Source organism: Cellulomonas edaphi (assembly GCF_030362815.1).
GTDB classification, from domain to species: domain Bacteria; phylum Actinomycetota; class Actinomycetes; order Actinomycetales; family Cellulomonadaceae; genus Cellulomonas; species Cellulomonas edaphi.
The window spans coordinates 223,295-239,088 of sequence record NZ_JAUCGR010000004.1 but is presented as its reverse complement, the minus strand read 5'-3'; the positions used below and the strand labels follow the sequence as shown (position 1 = coordinate 239,088).

Annotated in this window: 17 protein-coding genes and 2 tRNA genes; 5 read left to right on the top strand and 14 right to left on the bottom strand. The window is 73.7% G+C overall.

Annotated features, from left to right (window positions below):
• Nucleotides 1-21: 21 nt before the first annotated feature.
• The 4 genes from QRT05_RS14740 to QRT05_RS14725 all read right to left on the bottom strand — a co-directional run bounded on the left by QRT05_RS14740 (nucleotide 22) and on the right by QRT05_RS14725 (nucleotide 3,642).
• Nucleotides 22-1,458 carry a dihydrolipoyl dehydrogenase family protein gene (locus QRT05_RS14740; protein WP_289448095.1) on the bottom strand — a complete coding sequence of 479 codons (1,437 nt, stop codon included), beginning with the start codon at nucleotides 1,456-1,458 and terminating at the stop codon, nucleotides 22-24.
• A gap of 127 nt (nucleotides 1,459-1,585) precedes the next feature.
• Nucleotides 1,586-3,097, bottom strand: a complete 1,512-nt coding sequence (locus tag QRT05_RS14735) for an outer membrane protein assembly factor BamB family protein (protein WP_289448094.1) — start codon at nucleotides 3,095-3,097, stop codon at nucleotides 1,586-1,588.
• A gap of 92 nt (nucleotides 3,098-3,189) precedes the next feature.
• Nucleotides 3,190-3,265 (bottom strand) — tRNA-Lys (locus QRT05_RS14730).
• 80 nt (nucleotides 3,266-3,345) lie between these two features.
• A complete protein-coding gene (locus tag QRT05_RS14725; RefSeq protein WP_289448252.1) occupies nucleotides 3,346-3,642 on the bottom strand; it encodes a GroES family chaperonin in 297 nt (98 codons plus the stop codon).
• A 93-nt stretch (nucleotides 3,643-3,735) separates the two neighbouring features.
• Here QRT05_RS14725 and bcp point away from each other — a divergent pair, with 93 nt between their 5' ends.
• Together bcp and QRT05_RS14715 are read left to right on the top strand one after the other, a co-directional pair.
• Entirely contained in the window at nucleotides 3,736-4,203 is a 468-nt protein-coding gene (gene bcp / locus QRT05_RS14720) for a thioredoxin-dependent thiol peroxidase (RefSeq protein ID WP_289448093.1), read from the top strand.
• Nucleotides 4,204-4,237: 34 nt separating this feature from the next.
• Nucleotides 4,238-4,320 (top strand) — tRNA-Leu (locus tag QRT05_RS14715).
• Between the two features lie 50 nt (nucleotides 4,321-4,370).
• Here the strand turns inward: QRT05_RS14715 and trxA are convergent.
• Nucleotides 4,371-4,736 (bottom strand): thioredoxin, encoded by a 366-nt coding sequence (gene trxA / locus QRT05_RS14710; protein ID WP_289448092.1) that lies wholly within the window; start codon nucleotides 4,734-4,736, stop codon nucleotides 4,371-4,373.
• 145 nt (nucleotides 4,737-4,881) lie between these two features.
• On the opposite strand from trxA, the gene QRT05_RS14705 reads away from it, so the two are divergent.
• Entirely contained in the window at nucleotides 4,882-5,430 is a 549-nt protein-coding gene (locus QRT05_RS14705; RefSeq protein ID WP_289448091.1) for an NUDIX hydrolase family protein, read from the top strand.
• Here QRT05_RS14705 and QRT05_RS14700 read toward each other — a convergent pair.
• The 7 genes from QRT05_RS14700 to clpS all read right to left on the bottom strand — a co-directional run bounded on the left by QRT05_RS14700 (nucleotide 5,425) and on the right by clpS (nucleotide 11,316).
• Nucleotides 5,425-7,107, bottom strand: a complete 1,683-nt coding sequence (locus tag QRT05_RS14700; RefSeq protein ID WP_289448090.1) for an ABC-F family ATP-binding cassette domain-containing protein — start codon at nucleotides 7,105-7,107, stop codon at nucleotides 5,425-5,427. The two genes, QRT05_RS14705 and QRT05_RS14700, sit on opposite strands and share 6 nt — an antisense overlap.
• Nucleotides 7,100-7,714, bottom strand: coding sequence for an RdgB/HAM1 family non-canonical purine NTP pyrophosphatase (rdgB, locus tag QRT05_RS14695; RefSeq protein ID WP_289448089.1), 615 nt, complete (start codon nucleotides 7,712-7,714; stop codon nucleotides 7,100-7,102). The genes QRT05_RS14700 and rdgB overlap by 8 nt, the downstream gene beginning before the upstream one ends.
• On the bottom strand, nucleotides 7,711-8,502 hold the full coding sequence (gene rph, locus QRT05_RS14690) for a ribonuclease PH (protein ID WP_289448088.1): 792 nt from the start codon (nucleotides 8,500-8,502) through the stop codon (nucleotides 7,711-7,713). The genes rdgB and rph overlap by 4 nt, the downstream gene beginning before the upstream one ends.
• Nucleotides 8,503-8,795: 293 nt before the next feature.
• Nucleotides 8,796-9,584 carry an MBL fold metallo-hydrolase gene (locus QRT05_RS14685; protein ID WP_289448087.1) on the bottom strand — a complete coding sequence of 263 codons (789 nt, stop codon included), beginning with the start codon at nucleotides 9,582-9,584 and terminating at the stop codon, nucleotides 8,796-8,798.
• On the bottom strand, nucleotides 9,581-10,396 hold the full coding sequence (murI, locus tag QRT05_RS14680) for a glutamate racemase (protein WP_289448086.1): 816 nt from the start codon (nucleotides 10,394-10,396) through the stop codon (nucleotides 9,581-9,583). The genes QRT05_RS14685 and murI overlap by 4 nt, the downstream gene beginning before the upstream one ends.
• 9 nt (nucleotides 10,397-10,405) lie before the next feature.
• A complete protein-coding gene (locus QRT05_RS14675) occupies nucleotides 10,406-11,026 on the bottom strand; it encodes a DUF2017 domain-containing protein (RefSeq protein WP_289448085.1) in 621 nt (206 codons plus the stop codon).
• Nucleotides 11,023-11,316: an ATP-dependent Clp protease adapter ClpS gene (gene clpS, locus QRT05_RS14670; RefSeq protein ID WP_407650361.1), complete on the bottom strand. Its 294-nt coding sequence runs from the start codon at nucleotides 11,314-11,316 to the stop codon at nucleotides 11,023-11,025. Before clpS ends, QRT05_RS14675 begins: the two co-directional genes overlap by 4 nt.
• A 42-nt stretch (nucleotides 11,317-11,358) precedes the next feature.
• Between clpS and QRT05_RS14665 the strand changes: the two genes are divergently transcribed.
• The gene (locus tag QRT05_RS14665; protein ID WP_289448084.1) at nucleotides 11,359-12,696 is read left to right on the top strand and encodes a nicotinate phosphoribosyltransferase; all 1,338 of its coding nucleotides are present in this window, start codon (nucleotides 11,359-11,361) and stop codon (nucleotides 12,694-12,696) included.
• 34 nt (nucleotides 12,697-12,730) lie between these two features.
• Here the strand turns inward: QRT05_RS14665 and QRT05_RS14660 are convergent, their stop codons facing one another.
• Nucleotides 12,731-12,880 (bottom strand): hypothetical protein, encoded by a 150-nt coding sequence (locus QRT05_RS14660; RefSeq protein WP_289448083.1) that lies wholly within the window; start codon nucleotides 12,878-12,880, stop codon nucleotides 12,731-12,733.
• A gap of 268 nt (nucleotides 12,881-13,148) precedes the next feature.
• Between QRT05_RS14660 and QRT05_RS14655 the strand changes: the two genes are divergently transcribed.
• Nucleotides 13,149-13,943, top strand: a complete 795-nt coding sequence (locus QRT05_RS14655) for an SDR family NAD(P)-dependent oxidoreductase (protein ID WP_289448250.1) — start codon at nucleotides 13,149-13,151, stop codon at nucleotides 13,941-13,943.
• Nucleotide 13,944: 1 nt separating this feature from the next.
• On the opposite strand, the gene QRT05_RS14650 is transcribed toward QRT05_RS14655, so the two are convergent.
• Nucleotides 13,945-15,753: a DEAD/DEAH box helicase gene (locus QRT05_RS14650; RefSeq protein ID WP_289448082.1), complete on the bottom strand. Its 1,809-nt coding sequence runs from the start codon at nucleotides 15,751-15,753 to the stop codon at nucleotides 13,945-13,947.
• Nucleotides 15,754-15,794 lie beyond the last annotated feature (41 nt).

Sequence of the window (15,794 nt, the reverse complement as noted above, 5' to 3'; positions counted from 1 at the left end):
CACGACGAGTGCCGTGAGCGGTCAGAGACCCGCGGCCTCACCGAAGCGGAGCCACACCTCGCTCAGGGTCGGGTACGCGGGCACCGCGTGCCAGAGCCGGGCCAGCGGAACCTGCCCGACGACGGCCACCGTCGCGGCATGCAGCATCTCCGCGACGTCGGGCCCGACGAACGTCGCGCCGACGATCACTCCTCGCGCGTCGTCGAGAGCCAGCTGGGCCTTGCCGGTGTAGTCGGGAGACAGGACGCTGGCGCCCGCCAGGTTGGCGAGGTCGTACGGGACCACACGGACGTCGATGCCCGCCTCGCGGGCACTGGCCTCGGTGTGCCCCACCCACGCGACCTCCGGCCGGGAGAAGACGACCTGCGGGACGCTGTCCTCGTCGGCCGTGGCCCGGTAGCGCGACCACGGGCCCGCATCACGCTCCGCCTCGCGCGCGGCGTCGTCCGGCCCGAACCGTGCGGCGACGACGTCGCCCGCCACACGGGCGTCGTACTTGCCCTGGTGAGTGGTGGCCGTCCGACCGCTCACGTCGCCGACCGCGAAGAGCCATCCCCCGTCGACCGACGCGGCGGCGAGCGTGTCGTCGACCTCGATGGCGCGCCCGGGAGTCAGTCCGAGCGTCTCGACGCCCAGGTCGTCGGTGCGCGGCCGGCGGCCGGTCGCCACCAAGATCTCGTCGGCGTGCAGCGTGCGGTCGCCGAGCGTGACGTGGACACCGTCGTCGTCGCGCGTGACCGCCGAAGCCTGGGCCCCGAACAGCACGGTGACCCCGAGGTCCGCGAGCGCGTCGGCGACGGCTTCGCCCGCGAACGGCTCGGCGGCGGCGAGCAGGCGGTCCCCGCGCACCACGAGGGTCACGTCGCTGCCGAAGTCGGCGAAGACCGTCGCCATCTCGACGCCGACGACACCGCCACCGAGCACGACGAGCCGGGCGGGGACGTGCTGCACCGACGTCGCGTCGCGGCTCGTCCACGGCCTCGCCTCGGCCAGCCCCTCGATGCCGGGCACCACCGGCGCGGAACCCGTCGCGACGATCACCGCGTGCCGGGCGATCAGCCGCTGCTCACCGCCGTCGGTGCTGAGCGCGAGCTCGCGCGGACCGGTGAACCTCGCGTGCCCCCGCAGCAGCGTGATGCCCACGCTGTCGACCCAGCCCACCTGCCCCGAGTCGTCCCAGTGCGCGGCGACCTCGTCCCGCCGCGCGAGCGCCGCCGCGACGTCGACCGCGGCCGCGGCGTCGGCTCCGGGCGCCGCGTGCGCCGCCGCGAGCACGGCGCCCGGCCGCAGCAGCGCCTTGGACGGCATGCACGCCCAGTAGGAGCACTCGCCGCCCACCAGGGCGTGCTCGACGAGTGCCACGCTCAGCCCGGAGCGGCCGGCCCTGTCCGCCGCGTTCTCCCCGACGGCGCCCGCCCCCACGACGATCACGTCGAAGGTGGTCTCCTGCTCGGCCATCGCTGCCTCCTGTCCGCTCCTGTCCACGCGGCGTCGATCGCCGGGTCCACGGTCATCGTCGCCCGTCGGACGGCCGGGCGCAGCATGTGGTCGTCAGCGGATCAGGACCGGCGGCTTCTCGTGCTCGCTACCTGATCAGCACGAACTCGTCGGAGTCCTCCACCACGCCCATGAGCATCCGTCCCAGCTGCGAGACCACGCTGACGCCGCGCGGGTACCGAGCGCGGAACACCTGCTCCCCGCTGTCCCGGTCCAGCGCCACGAGCTCTCCCCCGGGCTCGGCCTGCGACGGGGTGTCGGTGGCGACCAGGATGTGCGACGCGTCCGTGTAGAGGGTCCCGATGAGACCTCCTTCGGCCCACGGGACGGACCACACGGCCTCGCCCGTTCCCGCGTCCAACGCGACCACCCCGTCGGTGCTCGCCACGTACACCCGACCGAGCATGACCAGCACCTGGCCGACCACGTAGAGGTCCTTCGCCGTCCAGAGCGCCTCGCCCGTGAGCGCGTCCCACGCCTGGAGCTTGCCGCTCTCGGTGAGGAGCAGGTGCGGGACGCTGCCGTCGTCGACGGTCACGGGCATGTTCGCGCCCGCTACCGTGACATCGGCGGCAGGGCCGCCGTCCGGGGACACGACCGTCGTCGTCGCGCGACCGCCGCGGTCCGCCGACGTCAGGACGAGCTGCCCCGAGCGCAGCTCCGTCCACTGCGCGGCCGGCATGCCGCTGGCCTGGCGGGGGAAGCGATGAGAGACCTCACCGTCGGGTGTGAACACGGTGAGCTGCCCGTCGAGGGAGTCGACCAGGAGCATCCCGCCGGCCGCGGACAGCACCACCGACCGCAGATCCGCCTCCTCGTCGGTCCGCGGCGGCGTTCCCTGCAGGCGGTGGGTCCAGAGCGTCTCGCCCGTGCGCAGGTCGCGGGCGGAGACCACGGCGTCGTCACCGTCCGCCCAGCCGAGCACGACCATCTTCCCGAGCACCGTCACGGTCTGAGCCGGATCCGCGGGCCACTCGGCGCGCACGGCGCCGTCCTCGGCGTCGAGGACGACCACCCGGGCGAACGTGGCGGGCACCCGGTCCTGGGGCACGTCGGTGTATGGCTGCCCTCCGTCGGTCACCAGGCACACCACGCGACGGGCGGAGCTCATGCTGTACCCGTACATGTACGGGTCGCCGTACGTGCTCGGCCGGTCGCCGTCCGTCTGGCACTGGGTGCCGTCGAAGACGCCCTCCGCGCTCGCGAACGCCGGCGTCGGCCCGAGCAGGGTGACGGTCCACCCGCCGTTCCCGCCGGTGCCCGTCCAGACGTAACGCTGCGAGCCGTCGGCCGCGTACTCCACGGTGCCGCTGGGCCCGAACCGCGTGCGCATGTCGTCACCGCGCAGCCGCTCGACCACCTGGAGCGGCGGTTCGACCGGCGCGAGCACACCGGGCACCTCGGCCAGCGCGGCGAGCTCCGCCTCCCGACGTGCGTCCATCCACCGTTGCCCACCCAGCAGCGCGAGAGCGACGACGACACCGGCGGCGACCCACGCCAGAGTGCGTCGACGCGATCGCGGAGGCGCCGGCGCGGCGCGCTGCTCGACCTCATGACCCTCGACGAGGTCGACGCGCTGCATCTCGCCGCCGCGTGCCATTCCCGGAGGGTAACGCTCGCCGTTGCCGGTCGGACCGGGAACGGGACGACGAAGGCCCCCCACCCGCGTTTCCGCTGGTGAAGGGCCTTCGGTGGTGCGCCATCAGGGACTCGAACCCCGAACCCGCTGATTAAGAGTCAGCTGCTCTGCCAATTGAGCTAATGGCGCGCGGTGCAGAACGTTACAGGCTTCCGGCCCAGGTTGCTAATCCGATCCCGGGCTCGTGACGAGCGTCACGTGCGGCCGCCTCAGAGGTACAGCCCGGTGCCCGCGCCGGCGCCGCGCGGAGCCGCCACGGCATGCACGTCCTTCTCCCGCAGGAGCAGGTAGGTGGCGCCCTCGAGCTCGACCTCGGCACGCTCGTCGGGGTCGAACAGCACCCTGTCCCCCACCTCGACCTGCCGGACGTGCTGTCCCGTGGCGACCACGTCGGCCCACGCGAGCCGCTTGCCGACGGCCGCCGTCGCGGGGATCACGATGCCGGCGGACGAGCGTCGCTCGCCGGCCGCGGCGTCCAGCGACACCAGCAGGCGGTCGTTGAGCATGCGGATCGGCAGGGGGCTCTCGTCTGGTGCACTCACGCTTCGACCGTACCCGCCGCGACCGTAGGGTGGGGCCACACGAACTCTGGAGGACCCGTGCCCCGTCTTGCCCCCGGCGACCTCGCCCCCGACTTCACGCTGGCCACCGCCGACGGCGGCCAGGTGCACCTCGCCGACCTGCGCGGCCAGCGGGTCATCGTCTATTTCTACCCCGCCGCGATGACGCCGGGCTGCACCAAGGAGGCGTGCGACTTCCGCGACTCCCTGGCGTCGCTGCAGGCCGCCGGGTTCTCGGTGGTGGGCGTCTCCCCCGACGCGGTGGACAAGCTCGCGGCGTTCGTCGAGGCGGAGCGGCTGACCTTCCCCCTCGCCTCCGACCCGACCCGCGAGGTGCTCGAGGCGTGGGGCGCCTGGGGCGAGAAGAAGCTGTACGGCAAGACGGTGACGGGGGTCATCCGCTCGACCGTCGTGGTCGCGGCCGACGGCACCGTCGAGCTGGCCCAGTACAACGTCAGGGCCACGGGCCACGTCGCCAAGCTGCGGCGCGACCTGGGCATCGGCTGACGCACCCGCTGGGTCTCTGCGAGACTCGGCGCGCGCGGGAGTGGTGAAACGGCAGCCACGCCAGGTTTAGGTCCTGGTGCCCGAGAGGGCGTGCGGGTTCAAATCCCGTCTCCCGCACACGACGAAGGCGGCGTCCCCCAGGGGACGCCGCCTTCGGTGCGTGTGGGCTACTCCTTGGCGGACGCCGCGATCTGCGCGCGGACGTCGTCCATGTCGAGCCCCTTGACGGCCTCGACCACCTGCGCGAGCGCCGGGGCGGGCAGCGCACCGGCCTGGTTGAACACGAGGATGCCCTCGCGGAAGGCCATCAGCGTGGGGATCGAGAAGATCTGCAGCTCCTGGGCGAGCGCCTGCTCGGCCTCGGTGTCGACCTTGGCGTGCACGATGTCGGTGTTCTCGTCCGAGGAGGCCTCGAAGACGGGGCCGAAACGCTTGCACGGACCGCACCAGTCGGCCCAGAAGTCGATCAGGACGATGTCGTTGTCCTGCAGCGTCTGGCCGATGGTCTCGGCGGTCAGCGTGGTGGTGGGCATGTTTCCTCCCGGTGTCGGTTGTCCGGCCATCTCAGCGCCTCGGCGCGCTCTGCTATTCCCGATCTCACCACGCGCGCGGCGAACGTGGGCGCCCAAGCTGCGCGCCCTCGGAGCCTGGCCGCGCGGCATGCGGTAGAAACAAGCAGTGACCGCTTCCGCCGAGTTCCCCGTGCCCGAGCGACCCGAAGGGTGGCTGAGCAGCGACGAGATCGCCAAGGTCCGCCGTTCGCTGCCCATCGTCTACGTCGACGCCGTCCCGGTCCGCGTCGACGACTCCGGGGACGTCATCGCGGTCGGGCTGCTCCTGCGCGTCACGCGCGAGGGTGTCATGTCGCGCGCGCTCATCTCCGGCCGGGTGATGTACCACGAGCGCGTGCGCGACGCGCTGGTGCGGCACATCGAGAAGGACCTGGGCCCCGTCGCCCTGCCGCAGATCCCCGCCTCGCCGCAGCCGTTCACGGTGGCGGAGTACTTCCCCACGCCGGGCGTCACGTCCTACCACGACCCGCGCCAGCACGCGGTCTCGCTCGCATACGTGGTGCCCGTCCTCGGCGACTGCCTGCCCCAGCACGACGCCATCGACCTCGCGTGGCTCACGCCCGAGGAGGCGTGCGCCGAGCAGGTGCAGGTGGAGATGAACGGCGGCCAGGGCGTGCTGCTGCGCCAGGCGATGGCGCACGTCGGGCGGCTATAGCTCGAGCACGGGCCACTCGGCCAGGTCGGCGCGCATGCGGCGGTCGTGAGTCGCGACGACCACGGCGGCCGACGTCAGCCGCAGCGCGGCCGTGAGCTCGTCCACGAGCCCGACGGACAGGTGGTTGGTGGGCTCGTCGAGGATGAGCAGGTGCGGCGCGGCCAGCAGCGCGCACGCGAGGTCGAACCGTCGACGCTGGCCCACCGAGAGCTCGCGCAGCGGCCGGTCCAGGTCCTCCTCGGTCAGCAGTCCCAGCGCGGCGACGGGGACCAGCTGGTCGGGGTCGAGCGCGCCGGAGTCGAGCAGCCGCAACGCGTGCCGACCGTACGCGTCGAACGCCGTGGTGTGCTGCTCGGACGCGTGCTCCGCCGGACCTTCCTGCGCCAGGACGCCGACGCGCACCCCCTGCGCGAGGGTCCGGCTGCCGCGGTCGAGCGCCACGGATCCCGCCATGGCGGCCAGCAGCGTCGACTTGCCCGAGCCGTTCGGCCCGACGACGAGCAGCCGGCCGCACGCGCCGATGTCGATGCGGCGCCCGGGCAGGTCGAGCCGTTCACCGACGCGCGGTGCGCGAACCTCGAGCAGCGGGCCGGCGTGCGCAGCGGCGCGGTCGGCGGCCGGGTCCAGCGGTCGGTCGGGGTCGGCGCCCGTGGAGGCGCGCCGCGGCAGCGACGGCAGGTCGGGGAACACCAGGGACAGCGGCGGCACCGGCACCTCGACGGCCTGCGCCTTGAGCTGCTCGACCAGCCGGTCGGCCGCCTTGACGTGGCCGCGCGCGCGCGTGGCCCGGCGGTGCGTCTGCGAGCCCTTGGGCGGACGCCACTCGTCGGAGAGCCCCTCGTACGAGCGGTCCAGCCGCTGCGCGAGCACCTCGGCCCGCTTGCGCTCGGCGCGATACCGGGCCCGCCAGCGCAGCAGCATACGGTCCTTCGCGAACCGGTAGTCCGCGTAGCGCGTGGCGCCGTACAGCGCGGGGCGACCGTCCATCGCCGGGTCGAGGTCGAGGATCGCGGTCATCACGTCGTCGAGCAGCCGCCGGTCGTGCGTCACGATGACGACCGCTCCGGCCCACTGCTGCAGCCGGCCGGTGAGGTAGTCGATGCCCGCCGCGTCCAGGTGGTTGGTCGGCTCGTCGAGCAGCAGCACGTCGGAGCGCTCCGCGATCCGGCAGGCGAGCCGCGCGCGGTACCGCTCGCCGACGCTGAGGGTCGACAGCTGTCTCGTCACGTCGCGGGGCGCGCCGAACCGCGTCAGGGCCTCGTCGATGCGGCGGTCGACGTCCCACGCCGCGAGCTGCTCGTAGCGCGTCATGGCGTCGCCGTAGTCGGCGAGGTCGCCGTGCTCGTGGTCGAAGCCGGCGATGAGCGCCTCGAGCTGCGCCGCCACGGCCCGGGTCGCCGCGGAGGTCTGCTCGACCAGGGTGCCGATCGTGGTGCCCGCCGGGACGTCGAGCTCCTGGTCGACGACGGCGAGCGAGCCCACCCGGTGCACCGAGCCGGCCATCGGGTCGAGGGACCCGCCCAGCACGCGCAGCAGCGTCGTCTTTCCCGCGCCGTTCTCCCCCACCAGGCCCAGCCGCTCGCCGGCCGAGACCACCAGGTCGAGCGCGTCGAGCACCGGGCGCCCCGGGTAGCCGAAGGAGACGCCGCGCGCGACGACGCAGACGGGCTCAGCCACGCAGCACGCGGGCGATCACGGGCGCGAGCGCCCGGAAGGCCTGCCCGCGGTGACTGATCGCGTTCTTCTCGTCGGGGCTCAGCTCGGCGCACGTGCGGTCGTGACCCAGCGGCACCAGCGCGGGGTCGTACCCGAACCCACCGGCACCGCGGGGCGTCGAGGCCAGCGTGCCGACGAGCGCGCCGGTCTCCACGTGCTCGAAGCCGTCCGGCGTCACGAGCGCCGCGGCGCAGACGAAGCGGGCACCGCGGTGCTCCGGGGCGATGTCCGCGAGCTGCGCGAGCAGCAGGGCCAGGTTGGCCGCGTCGTCGCCGTGCCGCCCCGCCCAGCGCGCCGAGAAGATGCCCGGCGCCCCGCCCAGCACGTCGACCGCGAGGCCCGAGTCGTCCGCCACGGCGGGCAACCCCGTGAACGCCGCGAGCGCCCGTGCCTTGATGAGGGCGTTGGCCTCGAAGGTCACGCCGTCCTCGACGGGCTCGGGAGCACCCACGTCCCGGGCGCCCACCACGTCGCCGTCCGCCAGGTCGGGCAGCACCGACGCGAGGATGGCGCGCAGCTCGCCGACCTTGTGCGCATTGTGGGTGGCCAGCACCAGGCGAGGGCTCATGCGCCCACCGCGCGGGTGGCCGACCCGTCGCCGGGTGCAGCGGCCAGCGCGGCCGTCTGCAGCGCGGTGAGGCGCGTCGTGCCGGCGACGGCCAGGTCCAGCAGCGCGTCGAGCTCCGTGCGGGCGAACGGCGCGTGCTCGGCCGTGCCCTGCACCTCGACGAACGTGCCCGAGCCGGTGACGACGACGTTCATGTCCGTCTCCGCACGCACGTCCTCGACGTAGGGAAGATCGAGCATGGGCGTGCCGTCGATGATGCCGACGCTCACGGCCGCCACCGAGTCGGTGAGCACCGTGCGCCCCGGCTTGATGAGCCGCTTGGCCTGCGCCCACTCGACGGCGTCGGCGAGCGCGACGTAGGCGCCGGTGATTGCGGCCGTGCGCGTGCCGCCGTCGGCCTGCAGGACGTCGCAGTCGAGCACGATCGTGTTCTCCCCGAGCGCCGAGACGTCGATGATCGCGCGCAGCGAGCGACCGATCAGGCGGGAGATCTCGTGCGTGCGACCGCCGACCTTGCCGCGCACCGACTCGCGGTCGGAGCGGCTGTCGGTGGCGCGCGGCAGCATCGCGTACTCCGCGGTGACCCACCCCTCGCCCGAGCCCTTGCGCCACCGCGGCACGCCCTCGGTGAACGACGCGACGCACAGCACCTTGGTGTTGCCGAACTCGACGAGGACGCTGCCCTCGCCCGCGCTGAGGAAGCGGCGGGTGATCGTGACCGGGCGCAGCTCGTCGGGCGCGCGACCGTCGGCACGCACGGCGGTGGGGGCATCGAGGGGGGAAGTCATGCGCCGAGCCTAACGACCTCCGCCGACGTGCCCGACCCGCCTGGCATCGCGGTTCGCGACCGGCGCGAGCAGCGTTGTTCCCGACCGGCGGGGCGCGTCGTTCGCCCGATGGGCAGCGTTGTTCCCATCAGGCGGGCACAAGGCTGCCCACCGACCCACGGCGGCGCGAGCCAGCCCGACGAGCGGGGATGGCGCGGGCAGCGTTGTTCCCGCCAGGCGGGCACAGGGCTGCCCACCGACCCGCGACGCGAGCGAGCCCGACGAGCGGGCACCGCGCGAGCCGGCCGGGCTGGTCAGAGCACGTACGTCGCCCCCGGGGTCGCCACGTCGATGCGCCCGTCGTACACGTCGCGCGCCTCGGCGGTCACCACCTCGCCCGGCGTCCAGGCCGGCAGGTGCGTGAGCACGAGCCGGCCGCTCCCGCCCGTCGCCGCCGCCTGGCCCGCTCGCCGCCCCGTGAGGTGCACGCCACGGACCGCGTCGTCGCGGCCCTCCACGAACGCGGCCTCGGACAGGAGCAGGTCGGCGCCCGTGGCCAGCTCGTCGAGCCCCGGGCAGGCGTCGGTGTCGCCGGTGTACGCGAGCGTGACGGTCCGCGCGGGGTCCTCGTCGGAGGGCCCCTGCACCCGCACGCCGAAGGCGGGGATCGGGTGCAGCATCGGGACGGGCGTCAGCGTGAACGGCCCCACGACGACCGGCTCACCGGCCCGCCACTGGTGGAACGCGAACTGGCCGTCGACGTCCGTGGCGGGGTCCTTGCCGGCGATCTGCGAGAGGCGCTCGCCCGTCCCCGCCGGTCCCCACACGTCCACGGGCGGGCACGGTCCGTCGGGGCGGTAGCGGCGCAGCACGTTGAGCACCACCATGTCGGCCACGTGGTCCGCGTGCAGGTGGCTGAGCGCCACCGCGTCCAGGGCGGTCGGGTCCCCGTACCTCTGCAGCGGCCCGAGCGCACCGTTGCCGAGGTCGAGCAGGACGGTCCACGTGCGGCCCGACGCGTCGTCGGCCTGCACCAGGTACCCGGAGGCGGCCGAGTCCGCGCTGGGGTACGAGCCCGCGCAGCCGAGCACGACGAGCCTCATCGCAGCGCCTCCCGCGGCTCGACCAGCCCCACCTCGGGTCCCAGGAACCGGCGGGCGAGCGACTGGAACGCGCCGGCCTCCCCCGTGGCCAGGAAGCGGTGCTCGGCGGGGCCGGCGGCGGGGTCACGCTCGAGGCCGTGCGCCACCAGGGTGCGGTAGACGTCCTTGGCGGTCTCCTCCGCGCTCGAGACGAGCGTGACCTCCTCCCCCATGACGTAGGAGATCGCACCGGTGAGCAGGGGGTAGTGCGTGCAGCCCAGCACGAGCGTGTCCACGCCCGCCGCGCGCACCGGCTCGAGGTACTCGCCGGCGATGGCCAGCACCTCCGGGCCGGAGGTGATGCCGGCCTCCACGAGGTCGACGAACCGCGGGCACGCCTGGGTCACGAGCGAGACGCCCGGGGCGACGGCGAACGCGTCGTCGTACGAGCGCGACTCGACGGTCGACTTGGTGGCGATCACGCCGATCCGCCCCGTCCGGGTCGCAGCGACCGCGCGTCGCGCCGCAGGCAGGATGACCTCGACCACCGGGATGCCGCGGCGCAGGGTGTACCGCTCGCGCGCGTCGCGCAGCATCGCCGACGACGCGGTGTTGCACGCGATGACGAGCAGCTTGACGCCCGCGTCCACGAGGTCGTCCATGACCTCGAGCGCGTGCGCGCGCACCGCGGCCAGGGGCTTGCTGCCGTACGGGGTGTTGAGCGTGTCCCCGATGTAGACGGTCGACTCGTGCGGGAGCTGGTCGAGGATGGATCTGGCGACGGTCAGACCCCCGACGCCGGAGTCGAAGATGCCGATGGGGGCGTCATTCACCTGGCGAGCCTAGCCCGACGGCTCGCCCGGCGGCGGGGACTGCGGTGTGACGTCGACCCCGGCCCGGGCGTCGTCGAGCATGAGCCCTACCAGGGACTCCTGCATCCACGACAGCGCCCCGTAGATCGCCACGAGCTGGCGCGCCGCGGCGGGCACGGCGTCCAGGTCGTAGATCGCCTCGGCCTGCTCGTCGGTGCGGATCCCCAGCCGTTCGGCGATCACCAGCCGGATGTCGGTGACGGCCGACGCGACCGCGCGCGCGTCGGCGCGCTCGACCACCACCTCCGAGGGGCGCTTGCCGGGTCGCTCGGTCAGCACGCGTGCGAGCAGCAGCAGGCCGGCCGACTTGCTGGCGCGCAGGTCGGCCTGGGTCAGGCGCCGGAACTCGGCGGCGAGCTCCTCGTCGTCGCGGCTGGCGTCCGGGAGCAGGCGCCGCACGGCCGGGTCGTCCGGCCGCGCCGTCGAGCGCCCCAGGTCGTGCGCCAGCCCCGCGAGCAGGTCGCCCGCCTGCGGCGCCTCGTCGGCGGCGAGCATCGACGCGACGTCGGTCGCTGCCGCGGCCAGGACGGCACGCTCGTCGTCGGTGAGGCGCGCGACGTAGGCGCCGCGCGCGCGGCGGAACGGCTTCACTGTCCGCTGCGCTGGAGCGTGGCCCACAGCCCGAAGCCGTGCATGGCCTGCACGTCCAGCTCCATGGTCTCCAGCGAGCCCGACGAGACCACCGCGCGCCCCTGCTCGTGCACCTGCCGCATGAGCTTCTCCGCCTTGGCGGGCGGGTGGCCGAAGTACGTCTCGAACACGTACGTGACGTAGGTCATGAGGTTGACCGGATCGTTCCAGACGATGGTCACCCACGGGTCGGCGACGGCCGCCTCCGTCGACTCCTCGACCCGCTGCTCGGGCTCGGCGATCACAGGCACGTCCCCACTCTAGGCAGGCGCGGCCCGGCTAGGTTGATCGACATGAGGCCGTCGCCCGCGCTGCTCACCGACCGCTACGAGCTGACGATGCTGCAGGCTGCGCTCGCCGACGGCACCGCGCACCGACGCTGCGTGTTCGAGGTGTTCACGCGTCGGCTCCCGCCCGGCCGGCGGTACGGCGTGGTCGCGGGGACGGGCCGGCTGCTCGAGGCGCTCGCCGACTTTCGATTCGGGTCCGCCGAGCTGGACTGGCTGGCCGACGAGGGCGTCGTGGACGACCGCACGCTCGCGTACCTGGCCGACTACCGGTTCACCGGGTCGATGGTGGGCTACGCCGAGGGCGAGGTCTTCTTCCCGTCCTCCCCCGTGCTGGTCGCCGAGGGCACGTTCGCGGAGACGGTCCTGCTGGAGACGCTCGTGCTGTCGGTCCTCAACTACGACTCCGCGGTGGCGTCCGCCGCGTCACGCATGTCGAGCGCGGCGGTGGACCGGCCGTGCCTGGAGATGGGCTCGCGCCGCGCGCACGAGGAGGCCGCGGTGGCCGCCGCGCGCGCCGCCGTCGTGGCGGGCTTCAGCGCGACCTCGAACCTCGAGGCGGGCCGCCGGTACGGCCTGACGACGATCGGGACCGCCGCGCACGCGTTCACCCTGCTGCACGACGACGAGCAGGAGGCGTTCGCCGCGCAGGTCTCCTCGCTCGGCGCCGACACGACGCTGCTGGTGGACACCTACGACGTCCGTCGCGGCGTGGAGCGCGCGCTCGCCGCGGCCGGAACCGGGCTCGGTGCCGTGCGGCTCGACTCGGGCGACCTGGGCGGGCTCGCGGCGGACGTACGCCACCAGCTCGATGCCGCCGGGGCGACCGGGACGAAGATCGTGGTGACGTCCGACCTCGACGAGTTCGCGATCGCGGCGCTGGCCGTGGCGCCGGTCGACGCGTACGGAGTGGGGACCTCGCTCGTCACAGGGTCCGGGGCGCCGACGTGCGGCATGGTCTACAAGCTGGTGGCGCGTGAGGGCGCCGACGGCGAGATGCGCGGGGTGGCGAAGGCGTCGCGGGACAAGACGAGCGTAGGGGGCCGCAAGTCCGCGGCGAGGCGGCTCGACGCCGACGCCCGCGCGGTGGCCGAGGTACTCGTCGGGGGGCCCGACGAGCGGGTACGTTCCTGGCGGCCCGGGCCGGACGACGGCACGCTGCGTGCGCTGCACGTCCCGCTCGTGACCGAGGGAACCATCGACCCGCAGTGGGTCGGGGCTGACGGCGTGAGGGCCGCAGCACGTCGGCACCGCGCCTCGCGGGACGAGCTGCCGCGCGGGGCGCGGCGGCTGTCTGCCGACGAGGCAGCGGTGCCGACGGTGACACTGGCGCTGCAGGGCTGAGGCGGGGGTTCCTCCGCCGGAGCGCCCGTGGGCGTTATACCTTCCGGCCGCGACCGACCAGCGCGAGGATCAGGCTGACGACGAGGACGGCGACACCGATCCAGATGAGGAACGAGCCGACCCCACCGAGGCCGAGAACCAGGAGGATGACGCCGATGATGATGAGAATGAGCCAGGCGGGCATGGGTTGACCCTTTCGTTCGCGGTCACCGATCGGGCGTCCCGGGGGTACCCGGGGCCCTTGACACACCCCAAGCGTTGACCCGATCCGCGACCGCCGCACGCCGAACGACAACTTGCACCGTGCGCGCCAAATGCTATGTGAGCACGCTTCCAGCGCTCTGACCTGCGCGAACGCGGCAGCAATGGCTGTTCCACATCGTGAGACGGCCCTTGTGAACTTCACCCGACAGGCGTACGGCGCCATGAAACAAGGAGGACGGATGTCCGGACTGCAGATCGACCTCACCGGGCGCACGGCACTGGTGACCGGGTCGACCCGAGGCATCGGCCTGGCGATCGCCGTCGAGATCGCCCGGGCGGGCGGTCGCGTCGCGGTGAACGGCCGCTCCCGGGACTCGGTCGCCCGGGCCGTCGCCGCCGTCCGGTCCGAGGTCCCCGATGCGGACCTGCTCGATGCCACGGCGGACGTCACGACGAGCACGGGCGTGGAGGCGCTGCTGAGGGTCCTCCCCCAGGTCGACGTGCTGGTGAACAACCTCGGCATCTACGAGGCCGTCGGCGCGCTCGAGATCGATGACGACGAGTGGCGCAGGTACTTCGACGTCAACGTGCTCAGCGCCGTGCGGCTGATTCGGACCTACCTGCCCGGGATGACGGCACGCGGGTGGGGCCGGGTGATCGACATCGCGTCCGACTCCGCGCTCGTGATCCCGCGGGAGATGGTCCACTACGGCACCACCAAGACCGCGCTGCTGGCCGTGTCGCGCGGCTTCGCCAAGGAGGCCGCCGGCACGGGCGTGACGATCAACTCGGTCATCGCGGGGCCCACCCACACCGACGGCGTCGAGGACTTCGTCTACCAGCTCGTCGACCGCGCCCTGCCCTGGGAGGAGGCGCAGCGCGAGTTCATGCGCGCGCACCGGCCGCAGTCGTTGCTGGGTCGCCTGATCGAGCCCGCCGAGATCGCCCACCTCGTCACGTACCTGGCCTCGCCGCTCGCGTCGGCGACCACGGGCGCCGCCGTCCGGGTGGACGGCGGCTACGTGGACTCGATCGTGCCCTGACCTACTTCTTCCCGACGAACCAGCCGCGCAGCATCGCCACACGCGCGGCGAGCTGCTCCGGGTCGGCGAGCGCCACCTCGGGACCGCCGCACCGGCGACGCAGCTCGTTGTGCACCGACCCGTGCGGCTGGCTGCTGCGCCGCGCCCACGCCCCCACCAGCTGGGCCAGCTCCTTGCGCAGCTCGGCCTGCTTGCGGTGGTCCATCTCCTCGACGCTGACGGCCGCCGCGGCCGCCTTGCGGCGCCCGCTGACCTGCTCCGCCTGACGCTGGCGCAGCAGCTCCGAGACCTGGTCGGCGTCCAGCAGACCGGGCAGGCCCAGGAAGTCGAGCTCCTCCGCCGACCCCACCTCGGCACCGGTGCCGAACTCGCCGCCGTCGAACAGCACGCGGTCGAACGACGCCTGCGCCTCGAGGGCCTCGAACGCGCCCTGCTTCCCGTCCGGTCCCAGCGCGTCGGACCCGTTGCGTTCCGAGTTGGCCGCGGCCAGCAGCGCGTCCTCGGGGTTGTAGTCCGCGCCCTGCTCCTCGGCCGTCTGGGGGCGATCCAGCGCGTGGTCCCGCTCGAGCTCGAGGCTGTTGGCGAGCGCGAGGAGCTGAGGCACCGAGGGCAGGAACAGCGAGGCCGTCTCGCCGCGGCGGCGCGCGCGCACGAACCGGCCGACCGCCTGGGCGAAGAACAGCGGCGTCGCGGTGCTCGTGGCGTACACGCCGACCGCGAGGCGGGGCACGTCCACGCCTTCCGAGACCATGCGGACCGCCACCATCCACCGGGAGTCGCCTGCGGAGAACGCGTCGATGCGGTCGCTCGCCCCGTCGTCGTCGGACAGCACCACGGTCGGCGACTGGCCCGTGAGCCGGGCCAGGTGACCCGCGTAGGCACGCGCGTCGGTCTGGTCGGTGGCGATGATCATCGCGCCCGCGTCGGGCACCACGCGCCGCACCTCGGTGAGCCGCCGGTCCGCCGCCGCCAGGACGCTCGGGATCCACTCCCCGTTCGGGTCGAGGGCCGTGCGCCAGGCCTGCGCTGTCATGTCCTTGGTCAGCGGCTCGCCCAGGCGAGCGCTGATCTCGTCGCCCGCCTTGGTGCGCCAACGCATGGACCCGCTGTACGACAGGAAGATCACGGGCCGGACGACGTGGTCGCGCAGCGCGTCGCCGTACCCGTAGGTGTAGTCGGCGACGCTGCGCCGGATGCCGTCGCGGTCGCGGTCGTAGCGCACGAACGGGATCGCGGCGGTGTCCGAGCGGAACGGGGTACCGGTCAGCGCCAGACGTCTCGTCGCGCCCTCGAACGACTCCCGCACGGCGTCGCCCCACGACAGCGCGTCACCGCCGTGGTGGACCTCGTCGAGGATCACCAGCGTGGGCGCGGCCGAGGTGCGCGCCGCGTGCAGAGCGGGCTTGCTGGCCACCTGGGCGTACGTCACCGCGACGCCGTCGAACCCGTGGCCGTGCCGGCCCTGCGCGTTGCTGAAGTTGGGGTCGAGCTTGATCCCCACCCGCGCGGCGGCGTCCGCCCACTGCCGCTTGAGGTGCTCGGTGGGCGCGACCACCGTCACGCGGCGCACGATCCGCGCCTCGAGCAGCTCGGTGGCGATGCGCAGGGCGAACGTCGTCTTGCCGGCGCCCGGCGTCGCGACCGCGAGGAAGTCGCGCGGCGACGCGCTGCGGTAGCGCTCGAGCGCCTCCGCCTGCCAGGCCCTGAGCTTGCCCGCGGTCCCCCACGGCGCACGCCCGGGGAACGCCGGCGGCAGGTGGGACGCGGCCGACGACGACGCGTGCGTGCTCGAGGCCGTCGTGCTGGGCACGGGTGCGGCGTGCGACGCGAACAAGTCCGCGGGCTCGGGCT

Coding starts and splice junctions, on each gene's coding strand:
- QRT05_RS14740 (WP_289448095.1), bottom strand. CDS start 1,458: ATGGCCGAGCAGGAGACCACCTTCGACGTGATCGTCGTGGGGGCGGGC.
- QRT05_RS14735 (WP_289448094.1), bottom strand. CDS start 3,097: ATGGCACGCGGCGGCGAGATGCAGCGCGTCGACCTCGTCGAGGGTCAT.
- QRT05_RS14725 (WP_289448252.1), bottom strand. CDS start 3,642: ATGCTCAACGACCGCCTGCTGGTGTCGCTGGACGCCGCGGCCGGCGAG.
- trxA (WP_289448092.1), bottom strand. CDS start 4,736: ATGCCCACCACCACGCTGACCGCCGAGACCATCGGCCAGACGCTGCAG.
- rdgB (WP_289448089.1), bottom strand. CDS start 7,714: ATGAGCCCTCGCCTGGTGCTGGCCACCCACAATGCGCACAAGGTCGGC.
- rph (WP_289448088.1), bottom strand. CDS start 8,502: ATGACTTCCCCCCTCGATGCCCCCACCGCCGTGCGTGCCGACGGTCGC.
- QRT05_RS14685 (WP_289448087.1), bottom strand. CDS start 9,584: ATGAGGCTCGTCGTGCTCGGCTGCGCGGGCTCGTACCCCAGCGCGGAC.
- QRT05_RS14665 (WP_289448084.1), top strand. CDS start 11,359: ATGAGGCCGTCGCCCGCGCTGCTCACCGACCGCTACGAGCTGACGATG.
- QRT05_RS14660 (WP_289448083.1), bottom strand. CDS start 12,880: ATGCCCGCCTGGCTCATTCTCATCATCATCGGCGTCATCCTCCTGGTT.